Source organism: Rhizobium sp. CG5 (genome assembly GCF_023701945.1).
Taxonomy (GTDB): Bacteria; Pseudomonadota; Alphaproteobacteria; order Rhizobiales; family Rhizobiaceae; genus Allorhizobium.
Window position 1 is genome coordinate 56,107 of the sequence record NZ_JABAEF010000011.1, and the last position, 25,976, is coordinate 82,082.

The 25,976-nt window shown below is 59.4% G+C and carries 20 protein-coding genes; 15 read left to right on the forward strand and 5 right to left on the reverse strand.

The features are described 5' to 3' along the window. Positions 1-45: 45 nt before the first annotated feature. Both HGO38_RS18315 and HGO38_RS18320 read left to right on the forward strand, forming a co-directional pair. Positions 46-951 carry a LysR family transcriptional regulator gene (locus tag HGO38_RS18315; RefSeq protein ID WP_250957354.1) on the forward strand — a complete coding sequence of 302 codons (906 nt, stop codon included), beginning with the start codon at positions 46-48 and terminating at the stop codon, positions 949-951. 423 nt (positions 952-1,374) lie between these two features. Then, positions 1,375-1,920: a phosphatase PAP2 family protein gene (locus HGO38_RS18320; protein WP_250957355.1), complete on the forward strand. Its 546-nt coding sequence runs from the start codon at positions 1,375-1,377 to the stop codon at positions 1,918-1,920. A 43-nt stretch (positions 1,921-1,963) separates the two neighbouring features. On the opposite strand, the gene HGO38_RS18325 is transcribed toward HGO38_RS18320, so the two are convergent. The 3 genes from HGO38_RS18325 to HGO38_RS18335 are packed head-to-tail and all read right to left on the reverse strand — an operon-like array spanning position 1,964 to position 5,494. Further along, positions 1,964-3,643 carry a metallophosphoesterase family protein gene (locus tag HGO38_RS18325; RefSeq protein ID WP_250957356.1) on the reverse strand — a complete coding sequence of 560 codons (1,680 nt, stop codon included), beginning with the start codon at positions 3,641-3,643 and terminating at the stop codon, positions 1,964-1,966. Positions 3,644-3,670: 27 nt separating this feature from the next. Continuing rightward, positions 3,671-4,150, reverse strand: coding sequence for a class I SAM-dependent methyltransferase (locus tag HGO38_RS18330; RefSeq protein WP_250957357.1), 480 nt, complete (start codon positions 4,148-4,150; stop codon positions 3,671-3,673). A 3-nt stretch (positions 4,151-4,153) separates the two neighbouring features. Continuing rightward, positions 4,154-5,494: a nucleotide sugar dehydrogenase gene (locus HGO38_RS18335; protein ID WP_250957358.1), complete on the reverse strand. Its 1,341-nt coding sequence runs from the start codon at positions 5,492-5,494 to the stop codon at positions 4,154-4,156. A gap of 151 nt (positions 5,495-5,645) precedes the next feature. Here HGO38_RS18335 and HGO38_RS18340 point away from each other — a divergent pair, with 151 nt between their 5' ends. Together HGO38_RS18340 and HGO38_RS18345 are read left to right on the forward strand one after the other, a co-directional pair. Continuing rightward, the gene (locus HGO38_RS18340; protein WP_250957359.1) at positions 5,646-6,737 is read left to right on the forward strand and encodes a glycosyltransferase family 4 protein; all 1,092 of its coding nucleotides are present in this window, start codon (positions 5,646-5,648) and stop codon (positions 6,735-6,737) included. Next, positions 6,734-7,459, forward strand: coding sequence for a polysaccharide deacetylase family protein (locus HGO38_RS18345; protein ID WP_250957360.1), 726 nt, complete (start codon positions 6,734-6,736; stop codon positions 7,457-7,459). Before HGO38_RS18340 ends, HGO38_RS18345 begins: the two co-directional genes overlap by 4 nt. 3 nt (positions 7,460-7,462) lie before the next feature. Here HGO38_RS18345 and HGO38_RS18350 read toward each other — a convergent pair whose 3' ends face one another. Beyond that, on the reverse strand, positions 7,463-8,446 hold the full coding sequence (locus tag HGO38_RS18350; RefSeq protein ID WP_250957361.1) for a glycosyltransferase family 32 protein: 984 nt from the start codon (positions 8,444-8,446) through the stop codon (positions 7,463-7,465). Between the two features lie 68 nt (positions 8,447-8,514). Continuing rightward, complete coding sequence (locus tag HGO38_RS18355) at positions 8,515-9,690, reverse strand: DUF3095 domain-containing protein (protein WP_250957362.1); 1,176 nt, start codon at positions 9,688-9,690, stop codon at positions 8,515-8,517. 487 nt (positions 9,691-10,177) lie between these two features. On the opposite strand from HGO38_RS18355, the gene HGO38_RS18360 reads away from it, so the two are divergent. The 11 genes from HGO38_RS18360 (at position 10,178) to HGO38_RS18410 (ending at position 25,976) form a co-directional block, all read left to right on the forward strand. Further along, a complete protein-coding gene (locus tag HGO38_RS18360; protein WP_250957363.1) occupies positions 10,178-11,251 on the forward strand; it encodes an NAD-dependent epimerase/dehydratase family protein in 1,074 nt (357 codons plus the stop codon). Positions 11,252-11,322: 71 nt separating this feature from the next. Continuing rightward, entirely contained in the window at positions 11,323-14,046 is a 2,724-nt protein-coding gene (locus tag HGO38_RS18365; protein ID WP_250957364.1) for an ABC transporter transmembrane domain-containing protein, read from the forward strand. A gap of 36 nt (positions 14,047-14,082) precedes the next feature. Further along, entirely contained in the window at positions 14,083-14,541 is a 459-nt protein-coding gene (locus HGO38_RS18370) for a cyclic nucleotide-binding domain-containing protein (protein WP_250957365.1), read from the forward strand. 35 nt (positions 14,542-14,576) lie between these two features. Next, positions 14,577-15,437 carry an MBL fold metallo-hydrolase gene (locus HGO38_RS18375; protein ID WP_250957366.1) on the forward strand — a complete coding sequence of 287 codons (861 nt, stop codon included), beginning with the start codon at positions 14,577-14,579 and terminating at the stop codon, positions 15,435-15,437. 203 nt (positions 15,438-15,640) lie between these two features. After that, on the forward strand, positions 15,641-17,230 hold the full coding sequence (locus HGO38_RS18380; RefSeq protein ID WP_250957367.1) for an adenylate/guanylate cyclase domain-containing protein: 1,590 nt from the start codon (positions 15,641-15,643) through the stop codon (positions 17,228-17,230). 118 nt (positions 17,231-17,348) lie between these two features. Further along, positions 17,349-18,305, forward strand: a complete 957-nt coding sequence (locus HGO38_RS18385) for a polysaccharide lyase family 20 protein (RefSeq protein WP_502941597.1) — start codon at positions 17,349-17,351, stop codon at positions 18,303-18,305. A 481-nt stretch (positions 18,306-18,786) separates the two neighbouring features. Next, positions 18,787-20,676, forward strand: coding sequence for a dipeptide ABC transporter ATP-binding protein (locus HGO38_RS18390; protein ID WP_250957368.1), 1,890 nt, complete (start codon positions 18,787-18,789; stop codon positions 20,674-20,676). Beyond that, positions 20,673-22,577 carry an ABC transporter substrate-binding protein gene (locus tag HGO38_RS18395; protein WP_250957369.1) on the forward strand — a complete coding sequence of 635 codons (1,905 nt, stop codon included), beginning with the start codon at positions 20,673-20,675 and terminating at the stop codon, positions 22,575-22,577. Before HGO38_RS18390 ends, HGO38_RS18395 begins: the two co-directional genes overlap by 4 nt. A gap of 1 nt (position 22,578) precedes the next feature. Beyond that, complete coding sequence (locus HGO38_RS18400; RefSeq protein ID WP_250957370.1) at positions 22,579-23,577, forward strand: ABC transporter permease; 999 nt, start codon at positions 22,579-22,581, stop codon at positions 23,575-23,577. Continuing rightward, positions 23,574-24,719, forward strand: coding sequence for an ABC transporter permease (locus tag HGO38_RS18405; RefSeq protein ID WP_250957371.1), 1,146 nt, complete (start codon positions 23,574-23,576; stop codon positions 24,717-24,719). The genes HGO38_RS18400 and HGO38_RS18405 overlap by 4 nt, the downstream gene beginning before the upstream one ends. 57 nt (positions 24,720-24,776) lie before the next feature. Further along, positions 24,777-25,976 (forward strand): glycosyltransferase family protein, encoded by a 1,200-nt coding sequence (locus HGO38_RS18410; RefSeq protein WP_250957372.1) that lies wholly within the window; start codon positions 24,777-24,779, stop codon positions 25,974-25,976.

Sequence of the window (25,976 nt, forward strand, 5' to 3'; positions counted from 1 at the left end):
GATAACCGGGACAAAGCCGGATGACGTATTGCGGAAATCAGGATAATGGAACGGACTTCTCTGGACGATCTGAACGCCGTTATGACCATCGCGCGCAAGGGGACGTTTCGTGCGGCGGCGGTTGAACTCAACATGTCGACGACAGCCCTCAGTCATGCCATCGCACGGCTGGAAGCCAGCCTCGGAGTGCGATTGTTCAACCGGACAACCCGCAGCCTTTCGCTGACCAGTGCCGGAAACATCTTCGTCGAGCAGGTGGGGCCGGCGCTTCAGGACATTCGCGGCGCCCTGGACGCCGTTCGATCCGAGCGCGACACCCCCTCCGGCACATTGCGGATCAATGCGGCTCCTTTCGCCGCGCAAGAGATCGCGACGCTCGTCTTCGAGTTTCTGCGTCGCTATCCGGATATGACGGTGGACCTTGTCACCGAGGGGCGCCTCGTGGATATCGTGGCTGATGGTTTCGATCTGGGGGTGCGCGTGGCGGGATTGATCCCGAGCGACATGATTTCGGTGTCACTCGGACGACGACAACGATATGCCGTCGTCGGCTCTCCCAACTATTTCGCCAATCATCCGAAACCGCTCGTTCCTCCGGATCTTCTGAAGCACAATTGCATCCAGGTCCGCCTTCCCGGTGGCGCACTGTTCAAATGGCGCTTCGAGAAGGATGGCGAGACGGTCCAGCTTGACGTCGAAGGTCCCATCATTCTGGATGAAGCAAATCTTGCGCGCGCTGCCGTGATGGAGAACGTGGGCATCGGCTACTTCATGGAGCAGAACGTGATCGCCGACATAAAGGCCGGTCGTCTCATCCGTGTGCTGGATGACTGGACACCGGCCTTCCCCGGTCTTTGCCTCTACTATCCCAATCGTCGCAACCCCGCCGCAGGCATGAAGGAATTCCTCGCCTTGGCGCGACACCATGCGTCGGAAGCCTCCAAGTCATGACTGTGCCGCGGGCAAAAGCAGCCCCGGTGGACAGCACCAGAATGCTTCAGTCTAGCCAGAAAACGCTCTAAATCGATACACCTTCATCGCGTGCCGACCGTTAGCGCACGCCGGACGTCGATGAAACATCGGCGCCGAGTGTTCTCTATCGAAATCACGGCACCCGACAGGAGTGCCATCATGCGGAGCCTGATGTGAAATCCGCTTTTCTGGACAATGCAGCGATATCGGATGCAGACGCGATTGAAGTTCAATGCGCTGACAGAAGATCAAAGACCGTGACGCCCCACCCCAACTCGAGCGGTTGACCCGAGAATGACGCCAAAAGGAGGGCCTGTGGTCGAAGGATCCAAAGCGCGGTGCAGCCCATTCGTGCCGGTGACCACGTGGACAGTGGGGTTCCTTGCGTTGGCTGCCTTGAGCATGCTTTTGATCGATCAACCTGTCGCCCGGTGGGTCACCTCTCTGCCTTCATGGCTGCAGACCGTCGGCATATGGATTTCCGAGGCGACGTCGCCTGTATTCGTCCTACCCCTCATCTTCGGCACGAGCGCATTTGCCTTGCTCTACGCCAAAGCCCGGCAAAAACCGGCATCTACATTTGGTGTTTTCTGTCTATGCTGCGGCGTCGCGGCCGTGCTGTCGTCTCTGCTTGTCAAGAATATCATCGGGAGGGCTCGTCCTGCTGCGCTGCATGGCTGGGACACGTCGCTGTTCAAGCCTTTTGCCTTCGACGACGCATTTGCTTCCCTGCCATCGACCCAGGCAGCCTTTGCCGCTGCGGTCGCTTGTTCGGCAGCAATCCAGTTCCCGCAATACCGCGTCATCCTGCTCACCGCAGGAGCCTTGACCTGTGCTGCGCGAATATTCGCAGGCGAGCATTGGCCAAGCGACGTGATCGCTGGCTGGGCACTCGGCTGGCTGGTGACACTTGCGCTTCTCAAACTCTCCAATACCCGCCTTCATTAAGGCCGGGGGCCGAGACCCAAATTTCCTCGCTGGCGGCCGAGACTTACCCGCCAGCCGTCGGGCCAGCGGCTCTGTCGAGATAGAAGATCAGCGAGCGGAAAAAAGTGGCGAGGTAGCGCGCAACTGCCCGGTTATCCTCATCATCGATTTTCTCGCAATAGAGCAGCGAGATCCCCCGCAAAACGGCAATCCGCCTGTTTCCCAGATAAGACATGGCAATCGAACCGCCTTGCCGGATCAAATACCAGTCAGTCACAAGGCCGATGACGTCGATTGCTTTCAGCTCGTCTTCGGACATTGCAACGGTTTCGTAAAAGTCTGCCCCGTCGCGCGGACGTGTCACGGGATCGCGGAGAAGGTCCGCGACCGTCATGGAGATGATCGCGGCGACCACCTGCGCGGGCCACTCACGGGGAAAGTAGCGATGGAGGACAAGGGCCTTCGTGTGGCGGGAGAGAAACTCACCATACGTCGCTGCGGACAGCGCAGCATCCTCGCTGAGGCCGGCTTGCTCGCATTCCCGCCGATAAAGCGCCACGATCGCTTGATCCAGCGCCATAGAGGAGATGTCGACGGTCTCCACCGCAATATCGTCATGGCAAACCGAGACGACATCGAAAGCAGGCGGAAAGGCGACAAGTGACGGCACGGATATGTTGGTGAGCTCACCGTTGGCGTTTTTGCGCCGGCTCACGCCTCTGACGTGCCAATGACCGCTGAAATGGAGCGAAATTCCGGCCGTGATCAGAGCCTCGGCAACCGCGTCCTGGGGTATCCTCTGGGCAGCGACACCGCCTGGGAAAAGATCCCTCTCAAAACCATCCCCACCATCGCCGAAAGGGCTGATGGCCGGATAGTGCGAGTATGTCAGAAGCACTTTTCCCAACGCCGTGGCGCGCGCGCTGACGTCGCGGATCCAGTCGAAGATAAAGGGCTTAAGCCGCAACATGGCATTCCAGCCGGCGCCTGTACTGTCGATAAAGGCGCCTTTGGAACCGGTCTTGAAGGTGCCGTTGTTCGGCTCGAACACATTGGCATCGATCATCAGCAGCCACAGCCCCTCCTCCGGCTCGACCAGATAGGACGCGTCCACCAGGAGATGGCGGTTCTGCCCGTCCTGCGACACCACCTCGTATCTTCGCGCCTCAAGCGCATCGTCGTGGCCGAACGGCGTTTCCCACCACCAATCCACCGGGCGGCGGAAATAGCCGTGTCGCGCCATCGACAGCAGGGCGGCCGGATAGCCTTCGCAATACATGTGCGGCGTCACGATGCTGCCGGGCTTCGGATCGCGCCCATCGCTGGTCACCAGCACGGGCACGCCGTCTTCCTGCAGAAAATACCGGGACTGGTGTCGGCCCCACGGGCCGAACATGTCGTGGTTGCCAGGCAGGGCATAAAAGCGCGTGCCGAATTGGGCTTCATGGTCGGCAAGCCGTCGCTCAAGGCTTGCCGTTGTGCGGCGCTGGCCGTCATCGGTGTAGTCGCCGAGCAGAACGACATGACGGATGCCGCGTGCGGCAATCGTCTCGAGCGCCCTGTCGAAGGCCCCGGCACTCTCGTTGAAGACACGGGTCGACTCACGGCTGTGCGCCCAGGTCTGCAAGGTCAGCCTGCGCTCACCCACAGCAATGCTCGGCACCGCATAGTCGCCCTCGATATCATGGAAATGCGCATCCGCGATCACGGCCAGCGAGAAGCGTCGATCAGGGTCATGCGCCATCGTGGCCACCGCGCAGGAGGTGAACCATCATGACCTGCGATAGAGGAAGTAGCGCTCGGGCGGGAGATGTATCGGGATGGACAATCGTTCGAGTTCCGGCGCCTCCAGGCGCAGTCCGCTCACCGCATAGCCGCCAACTGCCAGCATGCCGGAAACCATCTGCGGCAACCAGGTAAGCGTCACCGCATCCCGGTCGTCATAGCCGGTTCCGATATCTGCATGCACCAACGCCGCGCCGCAGCCGACGAAAGTCTGGCCCGTCTCGGCGATCTCGCCCAGCACCATGTTTTCCATGTCCGGAACCGAGCTCTTGTGTGCGCCCACCACTCGGTCGAAGGCGATGATCCGGCGCTTTGGAAACTGTTCGCGCAGGTGGCTATAGGTTCGCCCGTTTCCCAACCCGATTTCGAGAATCGGCCCGTCGGGCAGGACAACGTTGCCGGCGATGGAATTGAGGATATCGCGCTGGGCGGTCATCCGCATGATAAAGGCATCCAGGCGGCTCATGGTTCAGGCTTTCACAATGTTGGTGGACACAATCTGCCGCCTTGCAAAGATGTTGCGCGTGTCGACAATCAACGGCGCCCAGTCGGCAATGCTCTGATAGTCGACGGCGTCATGATCCGTCGATACCAGTACGAGATCGAAGCTGCGGATCGTTGCCTCGTCAAAGGCGATGCTGCGCTGACCCATCAGATCAAGATATTCGCGGGTCCTGGGAATTTCAGCAATGAAGGGATCGTGATAGGCAATATCGGCCCCGCGCTCCTTCAGCAGTTCCATCATCCGCAGCGATGGACTTTCGCGGATATCAGGGACATTCTTCTTGTAGGCGAGCCCGAGGACCAACACGCGCGACCGGCTGAGCGCCTTGCCCGCCTGACGATCGAGCGTCTCGGCCACCCTGGCGACGATATGGTAAGGCATCGCGGTATTCACCTCGCCGGCAAGCTCGATAAAACGGGTCGGCCGGTCGAATTCGCGGGATTTCCACGTCAGATAGAATGGGTCGATCGGGATGCAGTGGCCGCCAAGGCCGGGGCCCGGATAGAAGGGCATGTAGCCGAATGGCTTGGTCTTGGCCGCATCAATCACTTCCCAGATATCGATGCCCATCTCGTCATAGACCAGCTTAAGCTCGTTCACGAGTGCGATATTGACGGCGCGGAAGATGTTTTCGGTCAGCTTGACGGCTTCAGCCGTCGCCGTGGTCGAGACCGGCACCACGGTTTTCACCACCGCACCGTAAAAGGCGATCATCAGTTCGCGCGCATCGGCACCGTCGCCGGCAACCACCTTGGGAATGGTCGAGGTTGCAAAATCGCGATTGCCAGGATCCTCGCGCTCCGGCGAAAAACCGAGGAAAAAATCCTTGCCGGCTGCCAGGCCCGTCTTTTGCAAAATCGGCTTTACCACTTCTTCCGTCGTCCCGGGCCATGTGGTTGATTCCAGCACCACGAGTTGACCGGGGCGCAAGGTTTCGGCAATCGTTCGGCAGGTGTTTTCGACATAGGAGAGGTCGGGATCGCGTTGGCGTGTCAGCGGTGTCGGCACGCAGATGGCAATCACGTCACAGTCTGCAAGCCCCTTGAAGTCACAGGTCGCAGCAAACCGTCCGGCTGCAATTTCCGCCTGCAGAACCGCGCTGGAAACGGCCTCGATATAGCTCTCCCCCGCCGCGATCGCGGTAATCTTCTGTGGATCTACGTCAAAGCCTGTCACGGTGAAGCCGGCCTTTGCCATGCTCATCGCCAGGGGCAATCCGACATAGCCGAGACCAATGACGCCAGCTTTCGCCGTGCGTGCCTGGATGGCCGACAAAAGTCCGGTCGCAACGGCGGATGATGTCATGGATGAGAGGCTCCGTCAGGTTCTATTGTCCCTCAGGTGCGTCTAGCCCGCCTGGATGTCAAGAGCCGGCAATGGCGGCTGGCAGGATCGTTTCGCCTGTTGATCGACCGCGCCTCTTGCCTTGCCTGCAGGACCGGGCTTTAACGCAGATATGAAGATCGCCTTCTACGCGCCGCTGAAATCGCCTGAGCATCCGGTTCCCTCTGGCGATCGCCTGATGGCAAAACAACTCGTCGCAGCCCTCAGCGAGACCGGCAACCAAGTCTCGGTCGCATCGCATTTGCGCAGCTTTCACCGGACACCGGATACGGTTCTGCCCGATCTTGAATCGCAGGTGGCATCCGAGATCGAACGGCTTCGCCAGGAATGGCAGCGCAACGGCCCGCCCGATCTCTGGTTCTGTTATCACCCCTATTACAAGGCGCCGGATCTCATCGGGCCGCCGCTTGCCCGCCTTTTTGGCATTCCCTACGTGACTGCGGAAGCCTCCTATTCGAAGCGGCGCAATCTTGGTTGCTGGGCACGGCATCAGGATGCGCTGAAGGATCTGGTCGCCAGAGCCGCCGTCAACTTCTGCTTCACCGAGCGAGACCGTGCGGGCCTGGAATCGGCAGTTCCAGACGCGCGACTTGCGCGTATCGCCCCCTTCATCGACGCCGCGCCATTCCTCACCGCAACTCCGGCGCCGGAAAAGGCCCGCCTGGTGACGGTCGCGATGATGCGACCGGGTGATAAGCTCCAGAGCTATGCCGCGCTGGCGGCAGCTTTGAAATATGTAATTGCCCCCGACTGGCACCTTGCCATTGTCGGCGATGGCCCGGAGCGGGAAGCTGTCGAAGCGCTCTTTTCCGCTTTTCCAGCAGGCCGGATCGAATGGCTGGGTGAGTTGTCTCGCACCGGGGTCATCGAACAACTGTCACGCGCCTCGCTTTTCGTCTGGCCCGGTCATGGCGAGGCCTACGGGCTTGCCTATCTCGAAGCGCAGGCAGCCGGCCTGCCGGTCATCGCCGAAAACATCGCCGGCGTACCAGAAGTCGTACTCGACGGCAGCACGGGTCTGCTGACCGCGTCCAATGACGCCAGCGGCTTGGCGCAATCCATTGACTCTCTGCTTTCGGATCAACAACAACGGCAGAAGCTTGCCGAAGCTGCCCGAATATTTGTCTCGACCGAACGTTCTTTACCGGTGGTCGCTCGCCGCATTGCCGACCTCCTGGTTCCAGCACTGGAGTTTACCCTATGACCGAACTACTGCTGCGCGAGACCCTGGGTCGCCTGGCGGACAACCGCCAGACGATAAAACTGTGGCTGCGCGACGATGACGCGGTCAACCCATCAACAGCGCTCGACACCTTGTTGACCATGACCGCTTCATACGCCGTTCCGGTAACGCTCGCCGTCATACCCGAGCACACAGGCGAAGCCTTGGCAAAAAGGCTCGACACCGCGCCGGATGCCCTCGTCGCCGTGCATGGATGGTCCCACGCCAATCACGCGCCGGACGGCGAAAAGAAGCAGGAACTCGGACCGAGCCGTCCGGCCGAGTTGGTTCTAGCTGAACTGAAGGCCGGCCTGCGCAAGTTGAAGGACCTGCACGCCCACCGTTTCATTCCGATGCTGGTGCCCCCGTGGAACCGCATTGCCGCAGGTCTTGCGTCTCGGCTTGGCGAGCAGGGTTTCACATCGCTCTCTGTTTTCGGCAGGGAGCAGCCAAGCTCTCCCATCTGTCTGATCAACACCCATGTCGATATCATGGACTGGCATGGCACCCGCGGCGGACGCCCGGCCCCCGTCTTGTTTGCAGAGCTTGCAACCGAAATCGGACGGGTCGATCCGGCGCCGCTGACCGGCATACTGACCCATCACCTCGTGCATGACGCCGCAGCCTGGGATTTTCTGGAAGCGCTCTTTGCCATCACGAATGGCCATCCGGCATGCGAATGGGTACGGCCAGAACCGAGCTGACGGTTACCAGGACTTCCAGTCGATCAGGAAACCCCGATCGCAGCGCATCGCCTCATTGCGCGCGTCATCCACCGCCTCAAGCGGCGCGCGGCGCGGCAGGACCGCGGCCATCATGTCGACTGTGGCAAGCGTGACGCCAGCACCCCGACAGGCATAGGTGAAGATCAATGGCCCCGTCGACCACCAGGCTGGCGCATCCGGCAAAGCGCCCATAACCCGCGGGATCGCCTCTATGATCCGCCGTATGACCGGATGCTGCGGTGGCGTGCTGATGAAGGCATTGGCCAGAAGCAGGCCGCCGGCACTGGTCAGCCGCGGCGTCGCGTCGGCCAGCGCCGTAAAGCCGACAAGTGCGATAAAATCGTCGAAGCCAACATCGTCGCGCGCCGGATACCAGTCGGCATCCATGTAGAGGCCACCGAATTTTTCCAGCACCAGATAGCGCGCCACATCGGCCGCACCGGGAAAATCCTTGCGCGCCATCATCTCTGCAAAGGCGGCGTTCTGATCAAAACCTTCCGCCAGCAGCGCAGCCTCGTCCCAAAGCCGGTATTGCATCGAAAAGGAAGCACAGTGGCGTCGCCAGGCGTCCACGGCCGGCGGCTGCGGCAGATCGCCGATCCAGACCTGGTGGAGGATCCGCGGCACTGTCTGGCCGGCCAGCCGAGCAATGCGCCGCTGTTCTTCGCCGCTATAGCGTCCGATATCTGCCATAACAGCGGGATCCGGCACCAGTGTGAACTGAAGCCCTATGACCCGCAGCCTGTCCTTGGAGACCTTGGCAAGCTTCAGATTGGCCGAGTGCAGTTTGCGCGGCAATCCGAGCACGGTCGGCGGCCCGAGTTCAGCGCGGGCGACCAGTTCCTTGTCGGCCATGAGACTGTCCAGCAGGTCCTGGGCACCCTTGGTGTCACCACCGCGCGCCATTTCGACGCTCTGGGCAATAATTGCCCGAGCAATGGCGCGTGGATTGTCGCTGATGGTCAAATTTTTCTCCGGGCAAGGCAGGCCGATTTTCTATCGGGGAAATCGCCATCCCGCAAGATCACCGACACTTACGCCTGCGGCGCCATCAGCATCTGCCGCTTTATCTGGGTCGAAGCAGCCGCATAACCGCCCATAGCTCCATCGACGAAATGCATGTGGTCAAGCGACAGCGGCGATGGAACGATGCAGGTCATGAGGGCTGCCTCCTGTTCGTGCAGGCCATAGAAGCAAAGGCCTGCGGCATAGGCCTGCTCGAGCCGCTCGCGCAGTTTATCCAACCTTGCCTGGTCCATGTCGATTGTCATTTTCAGGCCATCGTCGAACTTTCGGAAGTCTGTATTGCTGGCCACCGATCGCCCGTAACGGGCCGCATCGAAGCCGCGGAATGAACCGCCAAAGACGCGCAGGACATTGACGAGCAGGACTTCGCCGACCACGCGAAGGCCGCGCTTGAGCATGCCGACGCGGTTGAGGTGGCGAGCTCCGGCGCTCGCCTCGAACCCGATCCCCTCACTGACGAAGCCGAGCTTTGGTCCTTCCTCGGGCACAGGGTGCCCCTCTCGCCCATCCACTTCCACCAGATCGATGATGTCGAGCACGAGACTGCTGAAGGCCTGCGGATCCTGCACAGGGCCCGCAACCACAATGATCGAGACGACCTTTCCACGCGTCGCTTTGATCGGGTCCCAGCGGCAGGAAAGACCACTGAGGTCCGGCCGTGCCCCGATCGCCGCGGCCGGAACCGCATATAGGCCCTCTTTCATGCGCGCATCTGCCCAGCTGTTGCCGCCGCCCGAAAACATCGCATAGGACACGTCGTCGCTGGCCTGAAAGCGGGCGATGCGAACATCGAAGCCATGGTCGCGGATATCTTCGACAGGGACCAGCGCTGCGCGCAGTGTCAACCCCAGATCGTCGAAGGCCCACCGCTGCACATTGGACAGCGTGGTCATCGCGATCTCCCGACCCTGTGGCGGTATGGCCACGGCCGCGCCATCCCCACCAAAGACGAAGGGCAGGTCGTGACGCCCGAGACTGTTGTTGAGGCTGGCGATCACGGCAGCGCCCGCCATGTTGACGGCCTTATAACGGCCCGCCTCGATGGCCACGGTCGAATCGACGATGTCAGCGACCGCCAATGCCCAGCCAGACGGCAGGGCGCTATAGACAGCGGGATCGGCCACATCCTCGAAATTCCGCAGGACACGGACGCCCGCAAGAAATTCATTATACGTCGGTTCCATCCCGCCATCCTTGTTCGACACGCCCAATCGAATTGGGTACACAAAGGCGCGAAATCAAGTGCGTTCGCCACTGGCAGACTTACTGCAGCCGATGGCTCGAAGCCATAAGCCCAATCGCCTGGACGGGCGCGCCGCCCGTTCTGCTTGCGCCACCACATAAGGTCCAGGTCGTCGCTGCACGATCCGAGAGAGGAGTGACGAGATCATGCGCCCTGTTGAGAGCCGTGCATGTCCGATGTCTGCGTTGACATCGCAGTTCACTCGCAACCAATCTTAAATCCTATTGTATTTCAGAGAAAATCTGGCATATCCGTGATCCGATATATGCCGCGGTGGCGCGATCGTTGTTCGCTTGAACGACTGTTGACTGAGCTCCGGCAACGTAGATTTATCTGCGTCGCTTAGTTAGCGAAACAATACAAATGCTTGTTCGGTCCCGAACCGATAGATGGGACAGGCTTAACAAGAACGAATCCATGGGCAAAGAATGCGCTATTTGATAACCGGCACGGGTGGCTTCATCGGCTTTCATCTCGCGCGCAGACTGCTGGCTGCCGGTCATGCCGTGACCGGCTTTGACGGCATGACCCATTATTATGACGTCAAGTTGAAGCAGCAGCGCCACCGCATTCTCTCCGCCTATGACAATTTCGATCCGGTGATCGGCATGCTCGAAGACCGCGACGCTCTCGATCGAGCGGCCTCGATCGAGACGCCCGACGTGATCGTTCATCTCGCAGCCCAGGCCGGCGTCCGCTATAGCCTTGAAGAGCCCGGCACCTATGTGTCTGCCAATATAAACGGTTCGTGGCAGGTTCTCGAACTGGCCAAAGCAGTCAAGCCGAAACACCTGCTTCTGGCATCGAGCTCTTCCGTCTATGGCGCAAACGAGAGCATTCCGTTCCTGGAGAGCGATCATGCCGACGAGCCTTTGACCATCTACGCCGCGACCAAAAAGGCGATGGAGGCGATGGCCCATTCCTATGCCCATCTGCACAAGGTGCCGACGACGGCCTTCCGGTTCTTTACCGTCTATGGCCCCTGGGGCCGGCCGGACATGGCGCTGTTCAAGTTCACGGATGCGATCATCAATCACCGTCCCGTGGAAATTTACAGCGAAGGCCGGATGAGCCGCGACTTCACCTATATCGATGACCTGGTCGAGGCGATTGTCAGGCTTGTCGAAGTTCCGCCGGCAGAAGGCAACCGTGTCGAAACCGAGGGCGTTGTCGACACGCTCTCGCGGCACGCGCCTTTCCGAGTGATCAATATCGGCGCAGGCTTGCCGGTCGAACTGATCCGCTTTGTCGATATCGTCGAAGATGCAATCGGCCAGAAGGCAATCCGGAAGTATCTGCCGCCCCAAAAGGGCGACGTACCGCGCACCTTTGCCGATCAGAAGCTTTTGAAGGCCCTCACCGGCTTCGTGCCCCAGACGCCTTTGGAAGAGGGGGTGCGTGCATTCGTCGAATGGTATCGCGAGTGGTCCCAGGCGCTTAAGAATGACGACGCCCTCCGCGACGTCAGCACCCGCAGGGCAGAGATCCGTGCATCTCTCTGAGATTCTTTGACAACCAGCACAGCCGGCGTTAAAATAACGGATGCCCCCCGGTCAGGCCAAGTTTTCAGTACATGAACAAAAGTCTTTCTCGATATATCTGGGGTCATACCCGACGCCAGCAGGTCGTTATACTGTTGATCGTCGCCTTGTCGATGATCCCTTATTTCCTTGCGCTTGACCTTCCAAAACAGATCATCAACGGGCCGATCCAGGGCGACGGGTTTGCCACAGCAGATGCTGTCCAGCCATTTTTCGAGGTCAGCTTCAATCTGCCGCTGATCGGCGTCATCGAAGTCTATGCGGGCTATCCGCTCGACCGCCTCTCGATGCTGATGGCACTCAGCTTCGAATTTCTGGCTCTGGTCATTGTCAACAACGCCTTCAAATATGTAATCAACACCTACAAGGGTCGCCTCGGCGAACGGCTTTTGCGGCGCATCCGCTTCCAGCTGATCGACAGGATCCTGCTTTTCCCGCCGATCTACTTCAAGCGGACCAAAAGCAGCGAGATGGCGACCATGATCAAGGACGAGGTCGAGCCGCTCGGCGGCTTTGCTGGAGAGGCCTTTGTCTCTCCCGCCATGCTCGGCGGACAGATCCTGGTCTCCCTCGCCTTCATCCTGGCGCAGAACCTCTGGCTTGGCATGGTCGCACTCTTCATGGCCATGCTGCAGCTTGGCATCATTCCACGCATGCGCCGGCGTCTCATTCGTCTGGGCCGGCAGCGGCAGCTGACCGCGCGCGCCCTGGCCGGTCGCGTCGGCGAGATGGTGGATGGGATTTCGACGATCCACGCCTACGATACATCAAACTATGAACGCGCCGACATGGCACGCCGACTGGGCGAGATTTTCGCAATCCGCTACGATCTCTACCAATGGAAATTCATGGTGAAGTTCATCAACAACTTCCTGGCTCAGGTCACTCCCTTTCTGTTCTACTGTATCGGCGGATATCTGACGCTCAAGGGCAGCCTCGACGTCGGTCAGCTGGTTGCGGTCATCAATGCCTACAAGGAATTGCCAAGTCCTTTGAAGGATCTGATCGATTGGGATCAGGCTCGCCAGGACGTGCAGGTGAAATACGAGCAGGTGGTCGAGCAGTTCCAATCGGATTCCATGCTGGGGGAAGAAATCCAGAAGCTCTCAACGGCCGTGGTCACGCCACTCGATGGCACGATTACAGCCGTCAACCTGGCGATCAACGACGACAGCGGCGCGCGGCTTGTCCACAATGTCTCCTTCGAAGTCGGACGCGGCGAAGTCGTGGCTTTCCTCGATGCGAACGGGACAGCAGCCGTCGCCGTGGCCGAGGCAATGGGTCGCGCTGTCTGGCCGGCAAGCGGCAAAATCACGGTCGGCGGTGTCGACATACTGGAGCTGCCGGAATCGATTAGCGGCCGCAACATGAGCTATGTGTCCGCAGAATCCTATTTCTTCCACGGTACGTTGCGGGATAACCTCCTCTACGGCCTGAAGCACGCCCCGTTGCAGGCCCTGGCGCGCAAAGGCAAGGCAGCCACCCAGCGCCAATGGGAAATCAAGGAGGCACGCCTCGCCGGCAATGTTGATTTCGACATCGAGGGCGAGTGGATGGGCAACCCGGAGGCTGCCGACAGTGTGGCAGATCGTGCCACCCAGAACCGCTGGATGCTGGGCGCGCTCGACACCGTCTTGCTGACCCATGATGTCTTCGACCTCGGATTGCGCAACACAGTCGATCCGCGACAACATGCGGAACTGGCAAGCTTTTCAATCCACGCACGCCAGACCTTGCGTCAGAGGCTGGAGGCCCTGAAACTGCCGCAACTTGTCGAGCCGTTCGAGTTTGACGCCTATAACAGCGAGGCAACAATTGCCGAGAACCTTTTGTTCGGGGCGTTGGTGGGTGGCGAGGGCGCAGCCCGCAGCATTATTTCGACAAACTATTTCCGTTCGATCGTCAGGGAGAACGGGCTGGCGGAGGAGCTGTTCGAGGTTGGCCGCGAAGTGGTTGCCAATATGGTCGACCTGTTCGGTGACGAACAGCAGAACAATCCGCTGCTGCCGGAAATGGCCTTCATGGAAGGCCGGGAAATACCCGATCTCGCCCGACTTCAGATGGACGTCGATGGCAAGGGCCCGTTCGAGGTGTCGGAAGAAAATCGCCGGCTTATGTTTCTGACGGCCTTCTCCTATGTCGAAGGCCGCTTCCGCTTCGGCCTTCTGACCGATGGGCTGCGAGCCAAGATTGTCGATGCACGCGCGCGGTTCTATCAGAACCTGCCGCCCCAGTTGCAGACGCTCATTTCCCCATATAATCGCGAGGAGTATCAGCCGGGCCTGAGCCTGATGGAAAACATCGTGTTCGGCAAGATCAGCCGCTCGGACGCCAATGCCCATGAGCGCATCGTCTCGATGATCCAGGATCTGGCCAAGGAAAAGGATGTTTACGGCAAGATTCTCGAAACAGGCATCGAATTCGATCTCGGTCCCGGCGGCCGACGCCTCACCCTGTTGCAGCGACGCAAACTGAACGTGGCCAGGGCTATCATTAGAAAATCAGAATACTACATTCTCAATCAGCCATTGCCTGGACTGAATCCACGACTTCAGAGTCAATTGGTTGAAAATGTCATCTCGTTCTTGCAGGTGCAATCTAATGAGTGCAGTATAATCTGGGTCCTGTCCAATCCGAGCTTGTGCTCATACTTTGAACGGGTCGTGGTTTTCGACAATGGCGAAATCAAAGCCAATGGAAGCTATGGCTCGCTCGTGGCTGAAGACGAGATGGTGAAAGCGCTGACGACGGGATAGGTTTAGGACCGCTAACTTTGGTTTGGAGGTGTGCATATGATCCTTGCTGATGAAGTTCGCTGCCTGCGCACGTTGCAGTTGTTTGCATCTGTCGATGCAGCAAAGCTGAAACTTCTGGCCTTCAATTCCGAAAGGGTGCGCTATTCACCGGGTCAGGTGCTTTTCTATCAAGGCGATGTCGGCGATGCAGCTTATGTCATTCTCAGCGGCACGGCAGAGGTAACGGTGGAAACGTCATTTGGCATGGTCAAGGTTGCGACCATCGAACGAAACTCGCTGATCGGTGAAATTTCCCTGCTCGGGGACGGCACGAGAACGGCAACGGTGACTGCGTTGACGCAGCTGGAGACATTGCGGATCGGCAAGGAGAACTTTTTGAAGCTGATGACGGAGTCACCAAAATTCATGCTATCCGTTCTGGAGGTACTTTCCAGCCGTCTGACCCGGACCACCCGGGAGTTGGCCAAGCATAAGGGCCAGTATGAGTTCGCATGATTTGTCCCTAGGACTGCTGTCGTCGCGAGGGTGCCATGGTTGGCGTCGTCGTCGATGAAGTGAAGGACCAGTCCGCCCGGCTTACGGTAAAGGTTTGGGGCACGCGCGGTTCGACACCTGTCTCAGGCCCCGCTTATTCGCGCTATGGCGGCAACACAACCTGCATTGAGGTGCGCTGCGGCAAGCGGGTGCTGATATTCGATGCCGGGACGGGTATAGTGCCTGCGGGCCGGCAACTTCTATTGGAAGACGAGACCGACCTACACCTCTTTTTGACCCATAGTCATTACGATCACATCATCGGACTGCCGTTCTTTGCGCCGCTGCACAAGCCGCATATGTCCGTCACCATTGCGTCCGGCCACATGGAAGGCAGGATGACGACGCGCCAGCTTGTCGCAGAGATCATGCAGCCACCTTGGTTTCCGGTCTGTCCCGATGTCTTCAAGGCGGCTGTTACCTATCAGAACTTCATGCCGGAAGATCAGCTTGAGCCGGTGCCCGGCGTCGTGTTGCGCACCGGCCGGCTGAGGCATCCGGGCGGCGCCGTGGGATATCGCATCGAATTCGCCGGCAAGGTGGTGGCGATCATAACGGATACCGAACATGTGCCGGGCGAACTGGACGAACACGTGATGAAACTCGCTGAGGGCGCTGATCTGTTTCTTTATGACAGCGCCTATTGCGACGAGGAAATGAACAAGTATAACGGCTTCGGACATTCGTCCTGGCAGCAGGCAATCCGTGTTGGCGAGGCGGCAAATGTGCAGACGATTGCCATGATCCACCACAGTTTCTTTCACGAGGACAAGGATCTCGATCGCGTCGCAGCTCAGGCCAAAGCCCTGTTCGATCGTTCACATGTCGTCAGGGACGGACAGGTCTTCGAATTGTAACCGCGTGCCGGGAAGAAATCCGTCTCTCTCCAGCCATTCTCCTTCTTTAAGGGAGACAGCAGGGTTTCATCCAAAAGGTTAAATGATTGATGGCGAAGCCTCCGGCGCGGCCCTTTCTTCCGGATAAAGCGGCCCGAACGCTGGGATTGATCACGGGTGTGATCATGTTCACGTTCGTCAGCATGCACCTTTTGAACCACGCGATGTTACTGGTATCGGAGGAAGCCGCCGGCCATGTCCTGCGGGTCTTCAAGGTGATCTGGCGCAATCCGCTCGGCGCCATTGTGCTATATGGCGCCTTTATAATCCACTTCCTGTTGGCACTGCGCTCGCTCTATCTGATGCGGCATTTCGATATGCGGATCGGCAAGATGGTCCAGCTCGGCTTCGGGCTTTCGCTGCCAATTCTGATTTCGGCGCATGTTATCTCGGCGCGCCTGCCAATTCTGTTTGCCGGCCCCGACAGTCGATACGACACCGTCATTCGTTTCATGTGGTCGGACAGTCTTTTTGCTTTCAGGATGTTTGCAGCGATATTTGTGGCCTGGATCCATGGCTGCATCGGTCTTTATTCCGCGATCAGTCATCGGGAATGGTATCAGCGCTTCGCCAACCTCTTCTTTGCAGCCGCGGTGATCGTTCCGACACTCGCACTCGCCGGTATCGTCGCGTCCGGGCAAAGGCTTGATCCGGCCACCGCAGGCGATCGAGGCGATCTGAGCACATTGCCCCAGGAACTGCATGGAAACTGGATCGCTCAATCACTCAACCTGGACCTCTCCCAGATAGAGCGCCACTTCTTTATCATTCTGGCGGCATGCTGCGCCGTGGTGCTGGTGCTGAGCATTATCCGCAAAAGCAGGCAGAAGGAGCTCGAAATCGCCATCACCTACACCCATGGTGCGTTTGTCCGGGTGCCGCGCGGAACCAGCGTGCTCGAGGCCAGCCACATCGGCCACATCGACCACTACTCGGCCTGTGGCGGAAAGGGACGATGCTCGACCTGCCGCGTTCGGGTTGTCGAGACGGATGGACCGCTGCCTCCCCCGAATGCCATCGAGCAGGCAACGCTCGGTCGCATCCAGGCTCAGCCTGACGTTCGGCTTAGCTGCCAGCTGCGACCGGACTACGATCTCGTCGTCGACCAGCAGCTTCTGGTGCCCAAGGGTGGAGATCGGCGGTCGCTCAATGACGAACCCAACGGAGGCCGGGAGAAGGAGATCCTGGTGATGTTCTCGGATCTGAGAAACTTCACGACGATTTCGGAAAGCAGCCTGCCCTACGATATCGTCTTCCTGCTCAATTCCTATTTTGCAATCCTGGTCCAGGCGATCGAGGCAGCCGGGGGACGCGTCGACAAATATATCGGCGACGGGGTGATGGCAATCTTCGATATCGACAAGCGCGGAGCCAGTGACGTGTGTCGCCGCGCGCTCGGGGCCGCAGCCAGGATTGTGGCTGAGACGAAAAAGCTCAACAAGACGCTGCGGAAGGATTTTTCTGTCGATCTGGAGGTCGCGATTGGCATGCACTACGGGCCTGCTATCGTCGGGCTTGTCGGCTATGGCAAGGTGGCAACGCTGACCGCGATCGGTGATACTGTCAACGTGGCCAGCCGTCTGGAGAATGTCGCAAAGCAGTTCAATGCCGCTGTTGCTGTTTCGGAAACCGTGATGTTGCTGGCCGATCTTCCGCACGAAGGCATGTCAACCCAACTGATCGCTCTGAAGGGCCGCCGTGTTGAGATGCGCGTGCTGCTGATTTCGGCCGAGCAGATCGCGCGTTATCGATAGATGCCGAGTTCCAGTACACCGCATCGTGTCTTGGCACGATGCGGTCCCGGTTGGCTCGGGCACGACTTTAGCGTATCAAAACATGAACATCTGTTGCCGTCGACTTTTGGAGCTCCCCATGAATACCGGCCGTCGGATACTTGCCGCGTTGATGCTCGCCGGTCTCTTCGCCGACCCTGCCCTCACTGACGACGGGCGCAGCCAGAAGCTGACGGACGGATTCGACGGGACGGACTTCGCATCGGAAGGTGGGCTCTATTACCGTGAAAACGATGAGCAGGCTGCCGGAACCTATACGTTCCAGAGTGCCGTCAAGCGCGACGGACCTGGAGCGCTGGAGTTGAGTGTGCGCTCACTGTGCGCGGCTGGTGACAATGCCTGCAGCGAGCGCGCGGAAATCTGGGAGAAGACCGAGCTTCGCGTGCCCTACGATGAACCGGTTTGGTACGGATTTTCGATGAAGCTTGCCGAACCGGTCCCGCAGGACGATCATCGCTATCTGATGGCACAATGGAAGCGCGAAATCGGCCCGACGGCTGAAGGCGATTACAGCCCCTTCATTGCGTTGAGGCTCGAGCGCGGCCGGATGTTCTTCACCGTCGAAACGAACCTTATCGCCGGCGGCCCTGCGGCCCAAAATGGCCATTGCCCGGCAGGCAGCACGCCGGTCTGGAACCGCCCGCAAGACAAGCAGATGCGGGCGCTCGTGGCCACCGGCACCGACTGGGACGACAAGGGCGTCGCCGAATTCCCCGACTGCACCGACCAGATACGGACGGTTACGCACAATCCCCTGCCCGTTGCCTCAAGCGACTGGATCGACTTCGCCATCTATTCGCATCCCGATGCCAAGGGTAAAGGTCGGGTCGAGATATTCGCCGACGGGATCTGGATCGCAACCGTCACCGGGCATATCGGCCATGACGACGTAGGCCTCGGCCAGAACCAATATTTCAAGTTTGGCCCCTATCGCGCCGGCCACCCAGGAATATGGACGGTCTATTACGACAACTTTCGCCGCTCTCCAGATTGCATCGATGTGTTGGGCGAAGAGACCTGTCGGAGGTTCAACTAAAGCGCCTCTGTCGCATGGTCAGCGGAAACGTCTTGTTGCTGAAGCCCTCAGTCTAGCCTGCCTCGAATATAAGATCTGCCGGCGCACCTTATACCAAGTGTCGATGATAGGAACCTATAGGATGGCTTATGGCAGGTCTCTGGCTAGGCGCGGTGCGCAGGGCGATGCTTGTCGCATCGGCCAAGCGGCGCAACAACGCCAGAGGCCTGCCATAAGCCATCTTCGGCCGGCTTCTCGGACCTTCTGGCGTCGTCGAGCCCCTCGACCGATGCGCAAGCATCGCTCTTCGGACCTCTCCTAGCCAGCAGGGCCGGTCCTATAGGTTCCTATCATCGACACTTGGTATTAGACACATTTTTCGGGCCGTCTTGTAAGCCATGGACAGTGTCAAAACCGTGGGCTACGGTGCCGTGCGTCTAAGAGCCAATACGAGCAAGGACTGCTGTTTAAGACACTGAGATGCGGGGGCAATACTTGATTGATGGCGGTTCCTTCTGATTTGCTTTCCGTGGAAATGCTCAGCGTTTCCTTTCAATTGTTGCACGGAAATATAGATGCGGTTCGCTCTATGTCGATGCACGTTGCGCCCGGCCGGGTCACGGCCCTGGTTGGTGAGTCCGGCTCCGGAAAATCCGCGCTTGGCCGCGCCATCATGGGCATTGAGGCCCACTACGCCAAGATCAGCGGACGGATCATTTTCAACGACCCTGAAGGCAATGGCCCGGTCGATCTCCTCAGCCTGCCACGAGATGGCCGTCGAATTCGACAGATCCGTGGACGCCGCATCGGAATGATATTCCAGGAGCCGATGACCTCCTTCTCAGCGCTTCATACCGTCGGCAACCAGATCGAAGAGGTATTGCGCATCCACACGAGCCTTTCGGTCGAGGAGCGGCGACAGCAGTCGGAGGACATGCTCGGGCTGGTGGGCTTCGACAGGCCCGATCGCGTTTTCGACATGTATCCCTTCGAATTGTCCGGCGGCATGCGCCAGCGCGCCATGATCGCCATGGCGCTGATTGGACGGCCGGCGCTGCTGATTGCCGATGAGCCGACGACCGCCCTCGACGTCACAATCCAGGCCCAGATCCTCAAGCTGCTCAATGAGTTGCAGTCGAGCCTAGGCATGGCGATGCTGCTCATTACCCATGATCTCGGCGTTGTCGCCAGCATGGCAGACGAGGTCGTCGTCATGTACCGTGGTGCAGTGGTGGAATCGGGCAGTGTCGACGACATTTTCGGCAATCCGCAGCATGCCTATACCCGCGGCCTGCTGGCCGCCGTACCGACTTTCGATATGCCGCGCGGCGAGCGGCTGAAACCGCTGCGCGAAATCCGCGTGCAGACGACAGGCCTGCTTGGAGAGCGTAAGCGCCCTGCCAGCGGGACATCGGACGTCTTACTGTCCATCCGTCATATCAGCAAAACCTATCGGCCGAGGAATACAAAAGGGTTCTTCGCAGAGGCGCCCATCGCCACCAGGGCCGTGCATGACGTTTCCTTTGACATCCGCCGCGGCGAGACGCTGGGTCTCGTGGGCGAAAGCGGCTGCGGCAAGACAACGCTGAGCAAGATCCTCATGCGCGGCGTGACCCCAGATCAGGGGTCCATCATCTATCGCGGCGCGGCCGGCGACACCGACGTGCTGAGCGCCAAGGGCGAGGCGCTGAACCACCTGCGCACGTCGATCCAGATTGTGTTTCAGGATCCCGTATCCTCCCTCTCGCCGCGCATGACTGTGCGCGGCATCATCGGCGAGCCATTGGAAATCCATGAGCACGGCAGTGGCCCCGAACGGCTAGCCCTGATCAAGCGACTGGTCGAAGCCGTCGGCCTGCCGGCCTCGTCGCTTGGACGCTATCCGCACAGTTTCTCGGGGGGGCAGCGCCAGCGCATCGGCATCGCCCGCGCCCTGGCGCTGGGTCCCGACCTGCTGATCTGCGACGAGCCCGTCTCGGCCCTGGATGTTTCGGTGCAGGCGCAGGTCCTCAACCTGTTGAAGGATCTGCGCGCAGAACTCGGGCTGACCTATCTCTTCATCTCGCACAATCTGGCAGTGGTGAACTACATGGCCGATCGGGTTGCGGTGATGTATGCCGGCCGCATTGTCGAGATCGCCCCGTGTGACGTCATCATGCGCAATCCTGTGCATCCCTATACGCGCAAACTGATTGCGGCAGTCCCCTCTCCCGATCTCAGCCGGCCGATGGACTTCGATAGCGCCGGCCAACCCTCGACCGTGGCCCGGAACACCTGGGCGAATTGCTTTCTCGACGACGGAAATCCCGACGATCTTGCCCATGTCAACGTTGGCCCGGGCCATTTTGTGCTGGCCCGACGTGAGGTTGACGCGCGGGAGCTGGCATCGTGATCAACCGGCGAACCCTGCTTGCTCTGATGGCCAGCGGCGCGATACGGCCGACCTATGCAATGACCGCTGTAGACGAGCCCGAGAACCTGGTCGATCTCGTGCGCGCCGGAAAACTTCCCCCTATGCGCGAGCGCCTGCCCCGGACGCCGCGGATCGTGCCGCTGACCGAATCCGGCTACGCGCCCGGCCGCTACGGCGGCATTATCCGCATGCTGATCGCCAGCCAGCGCGACATCCGCTACATGCCGATCTACAGTTATTCCCGGCTTGTCGGCTACGACCGAAAGTTCAACTTTCAGCCAGACATTCTGCGCAGCTTCGAGGTGGACGACGCACGCGTTTTCACGATGCACCTTCGGCCTGGACACCGCTGGTCTGACGGCACGCCGCTGACGGTCGAGGATTTCCGCTATGTTTGGGATGACATGTTCCACAACAAGGAGCTTCACGGCGGCGGGATCCCGACCGTTCTTATCGTCAACGGCAAGGAGCCGAAGTTCGAGATACTGGACGATATGACCGTGCGCTATAGCTGGGAAGATCCGAACCCGGAGTTTCTCGGCGAACTGGCCTCTCCAGTCGCGACGCGTCTGATGCAACCGTCGCACTACATGAAGCAGTTTCACCCGAAATACCAAACCGCCGATCGTTTGAGTTCCTTGATCGAGGAGGAGAATGTTCAGGATTGGGTCGCGCTGCATCAAAAGATGTCGCGCAGTGCCCGGCCGGAAAACCCCGATCTGCCGACACTCGATCCGTGGCGCAACACCACCACGCCGCCGGCCGGATACTTCGTCTTCGAGCGCAACCCCTATTTTCACCGGGTAGACGAAAACGGGCTGCAGCTTCCCTATGTCGACAAGATAGCGCTCAGCGTTGGCTCGGGCGACCTGATTTCCGCAAAGGCGGCATCCAGCGAGAGCGACCTGCAGCTCAACAATATCAGTTTCTCCGACTATACCTTCCTCAAAAGCGCCGAGCCACACGGCGATATCGAGGTTAAGCTGTGGAAGCGCACCGAGGGCTCGCGTGTCGCGATCATTCCCAATCTTAACTGCGCCGATCTGGTCTGGCGCCGCGTACTCTGGGATGTACGGGTCCGCCGGGCGCTGTCGCTGGCGATCAATCGCGACGAGATCAACAAGGCGGTGTTTTTTGGCCTTGGCCAAGCGAGCTCTAACACTGTGCTGCCCGACAGCCCTCTGTTCAAACAGAGATACCGCGATGCATGGGCGGGTTTTGATCCGGACCAGGCCAATGCGCTGCTCGACGACGCCGGGCTGACACGCAAGGCCAGGCATGGCCCGCGGATGCTGCCGGACGGGCGCGAATGCAGCATCATCGTCGAAACGACGGCCGAGAACAGTTTCGAGGCGGATGTGCTGGAACTGGTGACGGACTATTTCCACCAGATCGGCATCCGCATTTTCACCCATGTCTCTCATCGGGAGCTGTTCCGCCAGCGCATCGTCAACGGCAATACGCTGATGGCGCTTTGGTGGGGCATCGACAACGGCGTTCCGACAGCCGACATGTCGCCGCGCGAGCTTGCACCGACCAGCAATGACCAAATCCAATGGCCGCTCTGGGGGCTGCACGAGTTGTCGGGAGGTGGACAAGGCCGGCCACCGCTCATTCCCGAGGCGCTGGAGCTGCTGGGCCTATTCCACCGTTGGCGGCGCGCCAGCGAATTCAGCGAACGCGAGGCCATCTGGCACGCAATGCTCGAAATCTTCACGCAACAGGTCTTTACCATCGGTATCGTCAACTCCGTACTTCAGCCGGTGGTCAAGAACAGACATCTGCGCAACCTGCCGGAAAAGGGCCTGTTCGGTTTCGACCCGACCTCCTATCTCGGTATCTACATGCCCGACACGTTCTGGCTCGAGCAAGAGGCCTGAGATGATCCGCTATATCGCCTGGCGAATCGTGATGATGGTTCCGACCCTGATTATGATCTCGATGCTGATTTTTACGATCATCGAGCTGCCTCCGGGCGACTACTTCGAAAGCTATGTCGAGGAACTGCGCGCAATGGGCGAGCGAGCCGACATGCAGGAGATCGCCGATCTGAAGGCGCGATACGGTTTCGACAAGCCGGCCCCCTTGCGCTACTTCAACTGGGTGACAAATTTCGTGCAAGGCGACTTCGGTTACTCGTTCGAATATCGCCTGCCGGTGTCTGCGGTCATTGGCGACCGGGTCTGGCTGACCATCCTTGTGTCCGTCGTCACCATATGCGCCACCTGGCTGATCGCCTTCCCGATCGGCATCTATTCGGCCACTCACAAATATAGCTGGGGCGACTATGGGTTGACCCTTTTGGGCCTGATCGGCATCGCGGTACCCAATTTCATCCTGGCGCTGGTTATGATGTATTTCGCCAATATCTGGTTTGGCATCTCGATTGGTCACCTGGTGGAACCCAGACTGCTCGACGAGCCGATGAGCTGGATGAAATTCAAGTCGATCCTGGAACATCTCTGGATCCCGGTGATCATCATCGGCACGGCCGGCACAGCCGGCATGGTGCGGCGGGTCCGCGCCAATCTGCTGGATGAACTGCACAAGCAATATGTGATGACGGCGCGAGCGAAAGGGCTGCATCCGTTCCGCACCCTGATCAAGTATCCGTTGCGCATGTCCCTGAACTTCTTCATCTCCGATATCGGTTCCATCCTGCCCGCGATCATATCCGGCGCCGAGATCACGGCCGTCGTGTTGTCGCTTGAAACGACGGGCCCGATGCTCATCCGGGCGCTGCAGAACCAAGACATGTATCTCGCCGGCTCGTTTTTGATGTTCCTGGCAATCCTGACGGTGATCGGCGTGCTTGTGTCCGACATTGCGCTGGCCATTCTCGACCCACGCATCCGGCTGCATGGAGGAAGCGTGAAATGACGGCTCCCGAGCATTTCGTATCCACGGAACCCTTCGACCCCAATCTGCTCGAAGCCGACCAAGACCTGGTCAGCGGCCACGCCTCGCAGTTAAAGCTTATATGGTGGCAGTTTCGCCGACATCGGCTGGCGCTGGCGTCCGGTATCCTGCTGCTTGCCGTCTATCTGTTGATCCTGATCGTCGAGTTTGTCGCCCCCTATAATGTGCGAACCCGCGACGTCGACAACATCTATGCACCGCCGCAACAGGTCCGGCTGTTCCACGAGGGATCGTTTGTCGGCCCATTTGTCTATGGGCGCACAATGGCGCTGGACATGACGACATTGAAGCGCGTCTACAGCGACGATCTGGGCGACGTGCAGCCCCTGCGCTTCTTCTGTCACGGCGACAGCTATCGCTTCTGGAACCTGGTCGATGGCGATGTCCATCTGGTCTGTCCGGCCCGCGAAGGCCAGTTCTTCCTGTTGGGAACCGATCGTCTCGGCCGTGATGTTTTCTCGCGCATTCTCTACGGAGCCCGTATTTCGCTGACCATCGGACTGCTCGGCGTCACCACGAGCTTCGTTCTGGGTATTGTGATTGGTGGTCTGGCCGGCTACTGGGGCGGTTGGTTCGATATGGCGGTGCAGCGCGTCATCGAGGTGCTGCAGTCCATCCCCAGCATCCCGCTGTGGCTGGCAATGGCGGCGATCATGCCGGCCGACTGGTCGCCCTTTGTCGTTTATCTCGGCATAACTTTCATTCTGGGACTGCTCGACTGGACCGGGCTTGCCCGTGCGGTAAGGTCCAAGCTCCTGGCCCTGCGCGAAGAGGACTATGTTCTGGCGGCCCAGATGATGGGTGCAAAAAGTCCGCGCATCATCGCCCGCCACCTGATCCCGGGTTTTCTGTCCCACCTTATCGCCAGCGCAACGCTGACAATCCCGGGCATGATTCTCGGGGAGACAACACTGAGCTTTCTCGGGCTGGGACTGAGACCGCCGATCGCCAGCTGGGGCGTGCTTCTGACCGAAGCACGCACCGTCAACGTGATCGCCCTGTATCCATGGTTACTCTTTCCGGCAGTTCCTGTAATCGTGATCATCCTAGCCTTCAATTTTCTGGGAGACGGCCTTAGAGATGCCGCTGACCCTTACCACTAGTCGTCGCATGTCGCATTGCACTCCCAGCAGTCGGCGAATATTCAGGAGAACTTCCCCATGACTGGGCGTTCGCGCAAAGTACGCGTACTTATGTATAGCCACGATACCTTCGGCCTCGGACATCTGCGCCGCTGCCGGACGATAGCTCATTCGCTCGTCCAAGATTATCACGGTCTCCAGGTGCTGATCATTTCCGGCTCAACCATCGCCGGCGCATTCGATTATCGGGCCCGAGTCGATTTCGTGAAGATCCCCAGCGTGATCAAGCTGCGTAACAGCGAATATACGTCCATGGACAAGCACATCGACGTGTCCGAGACAATCGAGATGCGCAAGTCGATGATCTTCCATACGGCAAAGACGTTCGAGCCCGACATCCTGATCATCGACAAAGAGCCGCTGGGCCTGCGCGGCGAAGTCGAAGATACGCTGCGCTTCCTCAGGGCACGCGGCACGACATTGGTGCTCGGCCTGCGCGAGGTCATGGATGCTCCGCATCTGCTCGACGTCGAGTGGAAGCGCAATGACACGATGCACAAGATCGGCGAACTCTATCACCATATCTGGGTCTATGGCCCGCCGGACTTTCACGATCCCCTCGTCGGGCTCGACGTGCCCGAGAGCGTGCGCTCGAAAATGGAATTTGTCGGTTTTCTGCAACGCAAATCATCGAAGACTATCCCGGCCGATGCCAGTGACTATCTGCTGGTCACGACCGGCGGCGGCGGAGACGGCTCCGATCTGGTCCGCGACGTGATAGCAGCCTACCAGGCCGACCCCACTCTGACGATGAAAGCCGTCATCGTGCTTGGCCCCTATATGCCCAACGAGCAACGGATGAATTTCGTCCAACAGGCAGCCGACAATCCGCATATCGAGATCATCGAGTTCGACAGTCGTATGGAAGACCGGATCGCCGGCGCCCGGGCGGTCGTCGCCATGGGCGGATACAATACCTACTGCGAGATCCTATCCTTCGACAAACCGGCACTGATCGTTCCGCGCATGCAGCCACGTCTTGAGCAGTTCATCCGGGCACGCCGGGCGGCGGAACTTGGACTGATCAGCATGCTGCCACCCGAGGAGGCCGCCGACGGCCTTCGCATGGCCGCGGCTATAAAGGCTCTCCTCAAGCGCGATCCGCCATCGGCAAGCCCGGCCGCAATGCATCTTGAAGGCCTGCCGACGATTTCGTCGCTGGTCGCCCAGTATCTGAGCGACAGGGCCGAACTGTCTCCCAACATCGCCCAAGGCTGA

Coding starts and splice junctions, on each gene's coding strand:
- HGO38_RS18315 (WP_250957354.1), top strand. CDS start 46: ATGGAACGGACTTCTCTGGACGATCTGAACGCCGTTATGACCATCGCG.
- HGO38_RS18320 (WP_250957355.1), top strand. CDS start 1,375: ATGCTTTTGATCGATCAACCTGTCGCCCGGTGGGTCACCTCTCTGCCT.
- HGO38_RS18325 (WP_250957356.1), bottom strand. CDS start 3,643: ATGGCGCATGACCCTGATCGACGCTTCTCGCTGGCCGTGATCGCGGAT.
- HGO38_RS18330 (WP_250957357.1), bottom strand. CDS start 4,150: ATGAGCCGCCTGGATGCCTTTATCATGCGGATGACCGCCCAGCGCGAT.
- HGO38_RS18335 (WP_250957358.1), bottom strand. CDS start 5,494: ATGACATCATCCGCCGTTGCGACCGGACTTTTGTCGGCCATCCAGGCA.
- HGO38_RS18340 (WP_250957359.1), top strand. CDS start 5,646: ATGAAGATCGCCTTCTACGCGCCGCTGAAATCGCCTGAGCATCCGGTT.
- HGO38_RS18345 (WP_250957360.1), top strand. CDS start 6,734: ATGACCGAACTACTGCTGCGCGAGACCCTGGGTCGCCTGGCGGACAAC.
- HGO38_RS18355 (WP_250957362.1), bottom strand. CDS start 9,690: ATGGAACCGACGTATAATGAATTTCTTGCGGGCGTCCGTGTCCTGCGG.
- HGO38_RS18360 (WP_250957363.1), top strand. CDS start 10,178: ATGCGCTATTTGATAACCGGCACGGGTGGCTTCATCGGCTTTCATCTC.
- HGO38_RS18365 (WP_250957364.1), top strand. CDS start 11,323: ATGAACAAAAGTCTTTCTCGATATATCTGGGGTCATACCCGACGCCAG.
- HGO38_RS18370 (WP_250957365.1), top strand. CDS start 14,083: ATGATCCTTGCTGATGAAGTTCGCTGCCTGCGCACGTTGCAGTTGTTT.
- HGO38_RS18375 (WP_250957366.1), top strand. CDS start 14,577: ATGGTTGGCGTCGTCGTCGATGAAGTGAAGGACCAGTCCGCCCGGCTT.
- HGO38_RS18380 (WP_250957367.1), top strand. CDS start 15,641: ATGTTACTGGTATCGGAGGAAGCCGCCGGCCATGTCCTGCGGGTCTTC.
- HGO38_RS18385 (WP_502941597.1), top strand. CDS start 17,349: ATGAATACCGGCCGTCGGATACTTGCCGCGTTGATGCTCGCCGGTCTC.
- HGO38_RS18390 (WP_250957368.1), top strand. CDS start 18,787: ATGGCGGTTCCTTCTGATTTGCTTTCCGTGGAAATGCTCAGCGTTTCC.
- HGO38_RS18400 (WP_250957370.1), top strand. CDS start 22,579: ATGATCCGCTATATCGCCTGGCGAATCGTGATGATGGTTCCGACCCTG.
- HGO38_RS18405 (WP_250957371.1), top strand. CDS start 23,574: ATGACGGCTCCCGAGCATTTCGTATCCACGGAACCCTTCGACCCCAAT.
- HGO38_RS18410 (WP_250957372.1), top strand. CDS start 24,777: ATGACTGGGCGTTCGCGCAAAGTACGCGTACTTATGTATAGCCACGAT.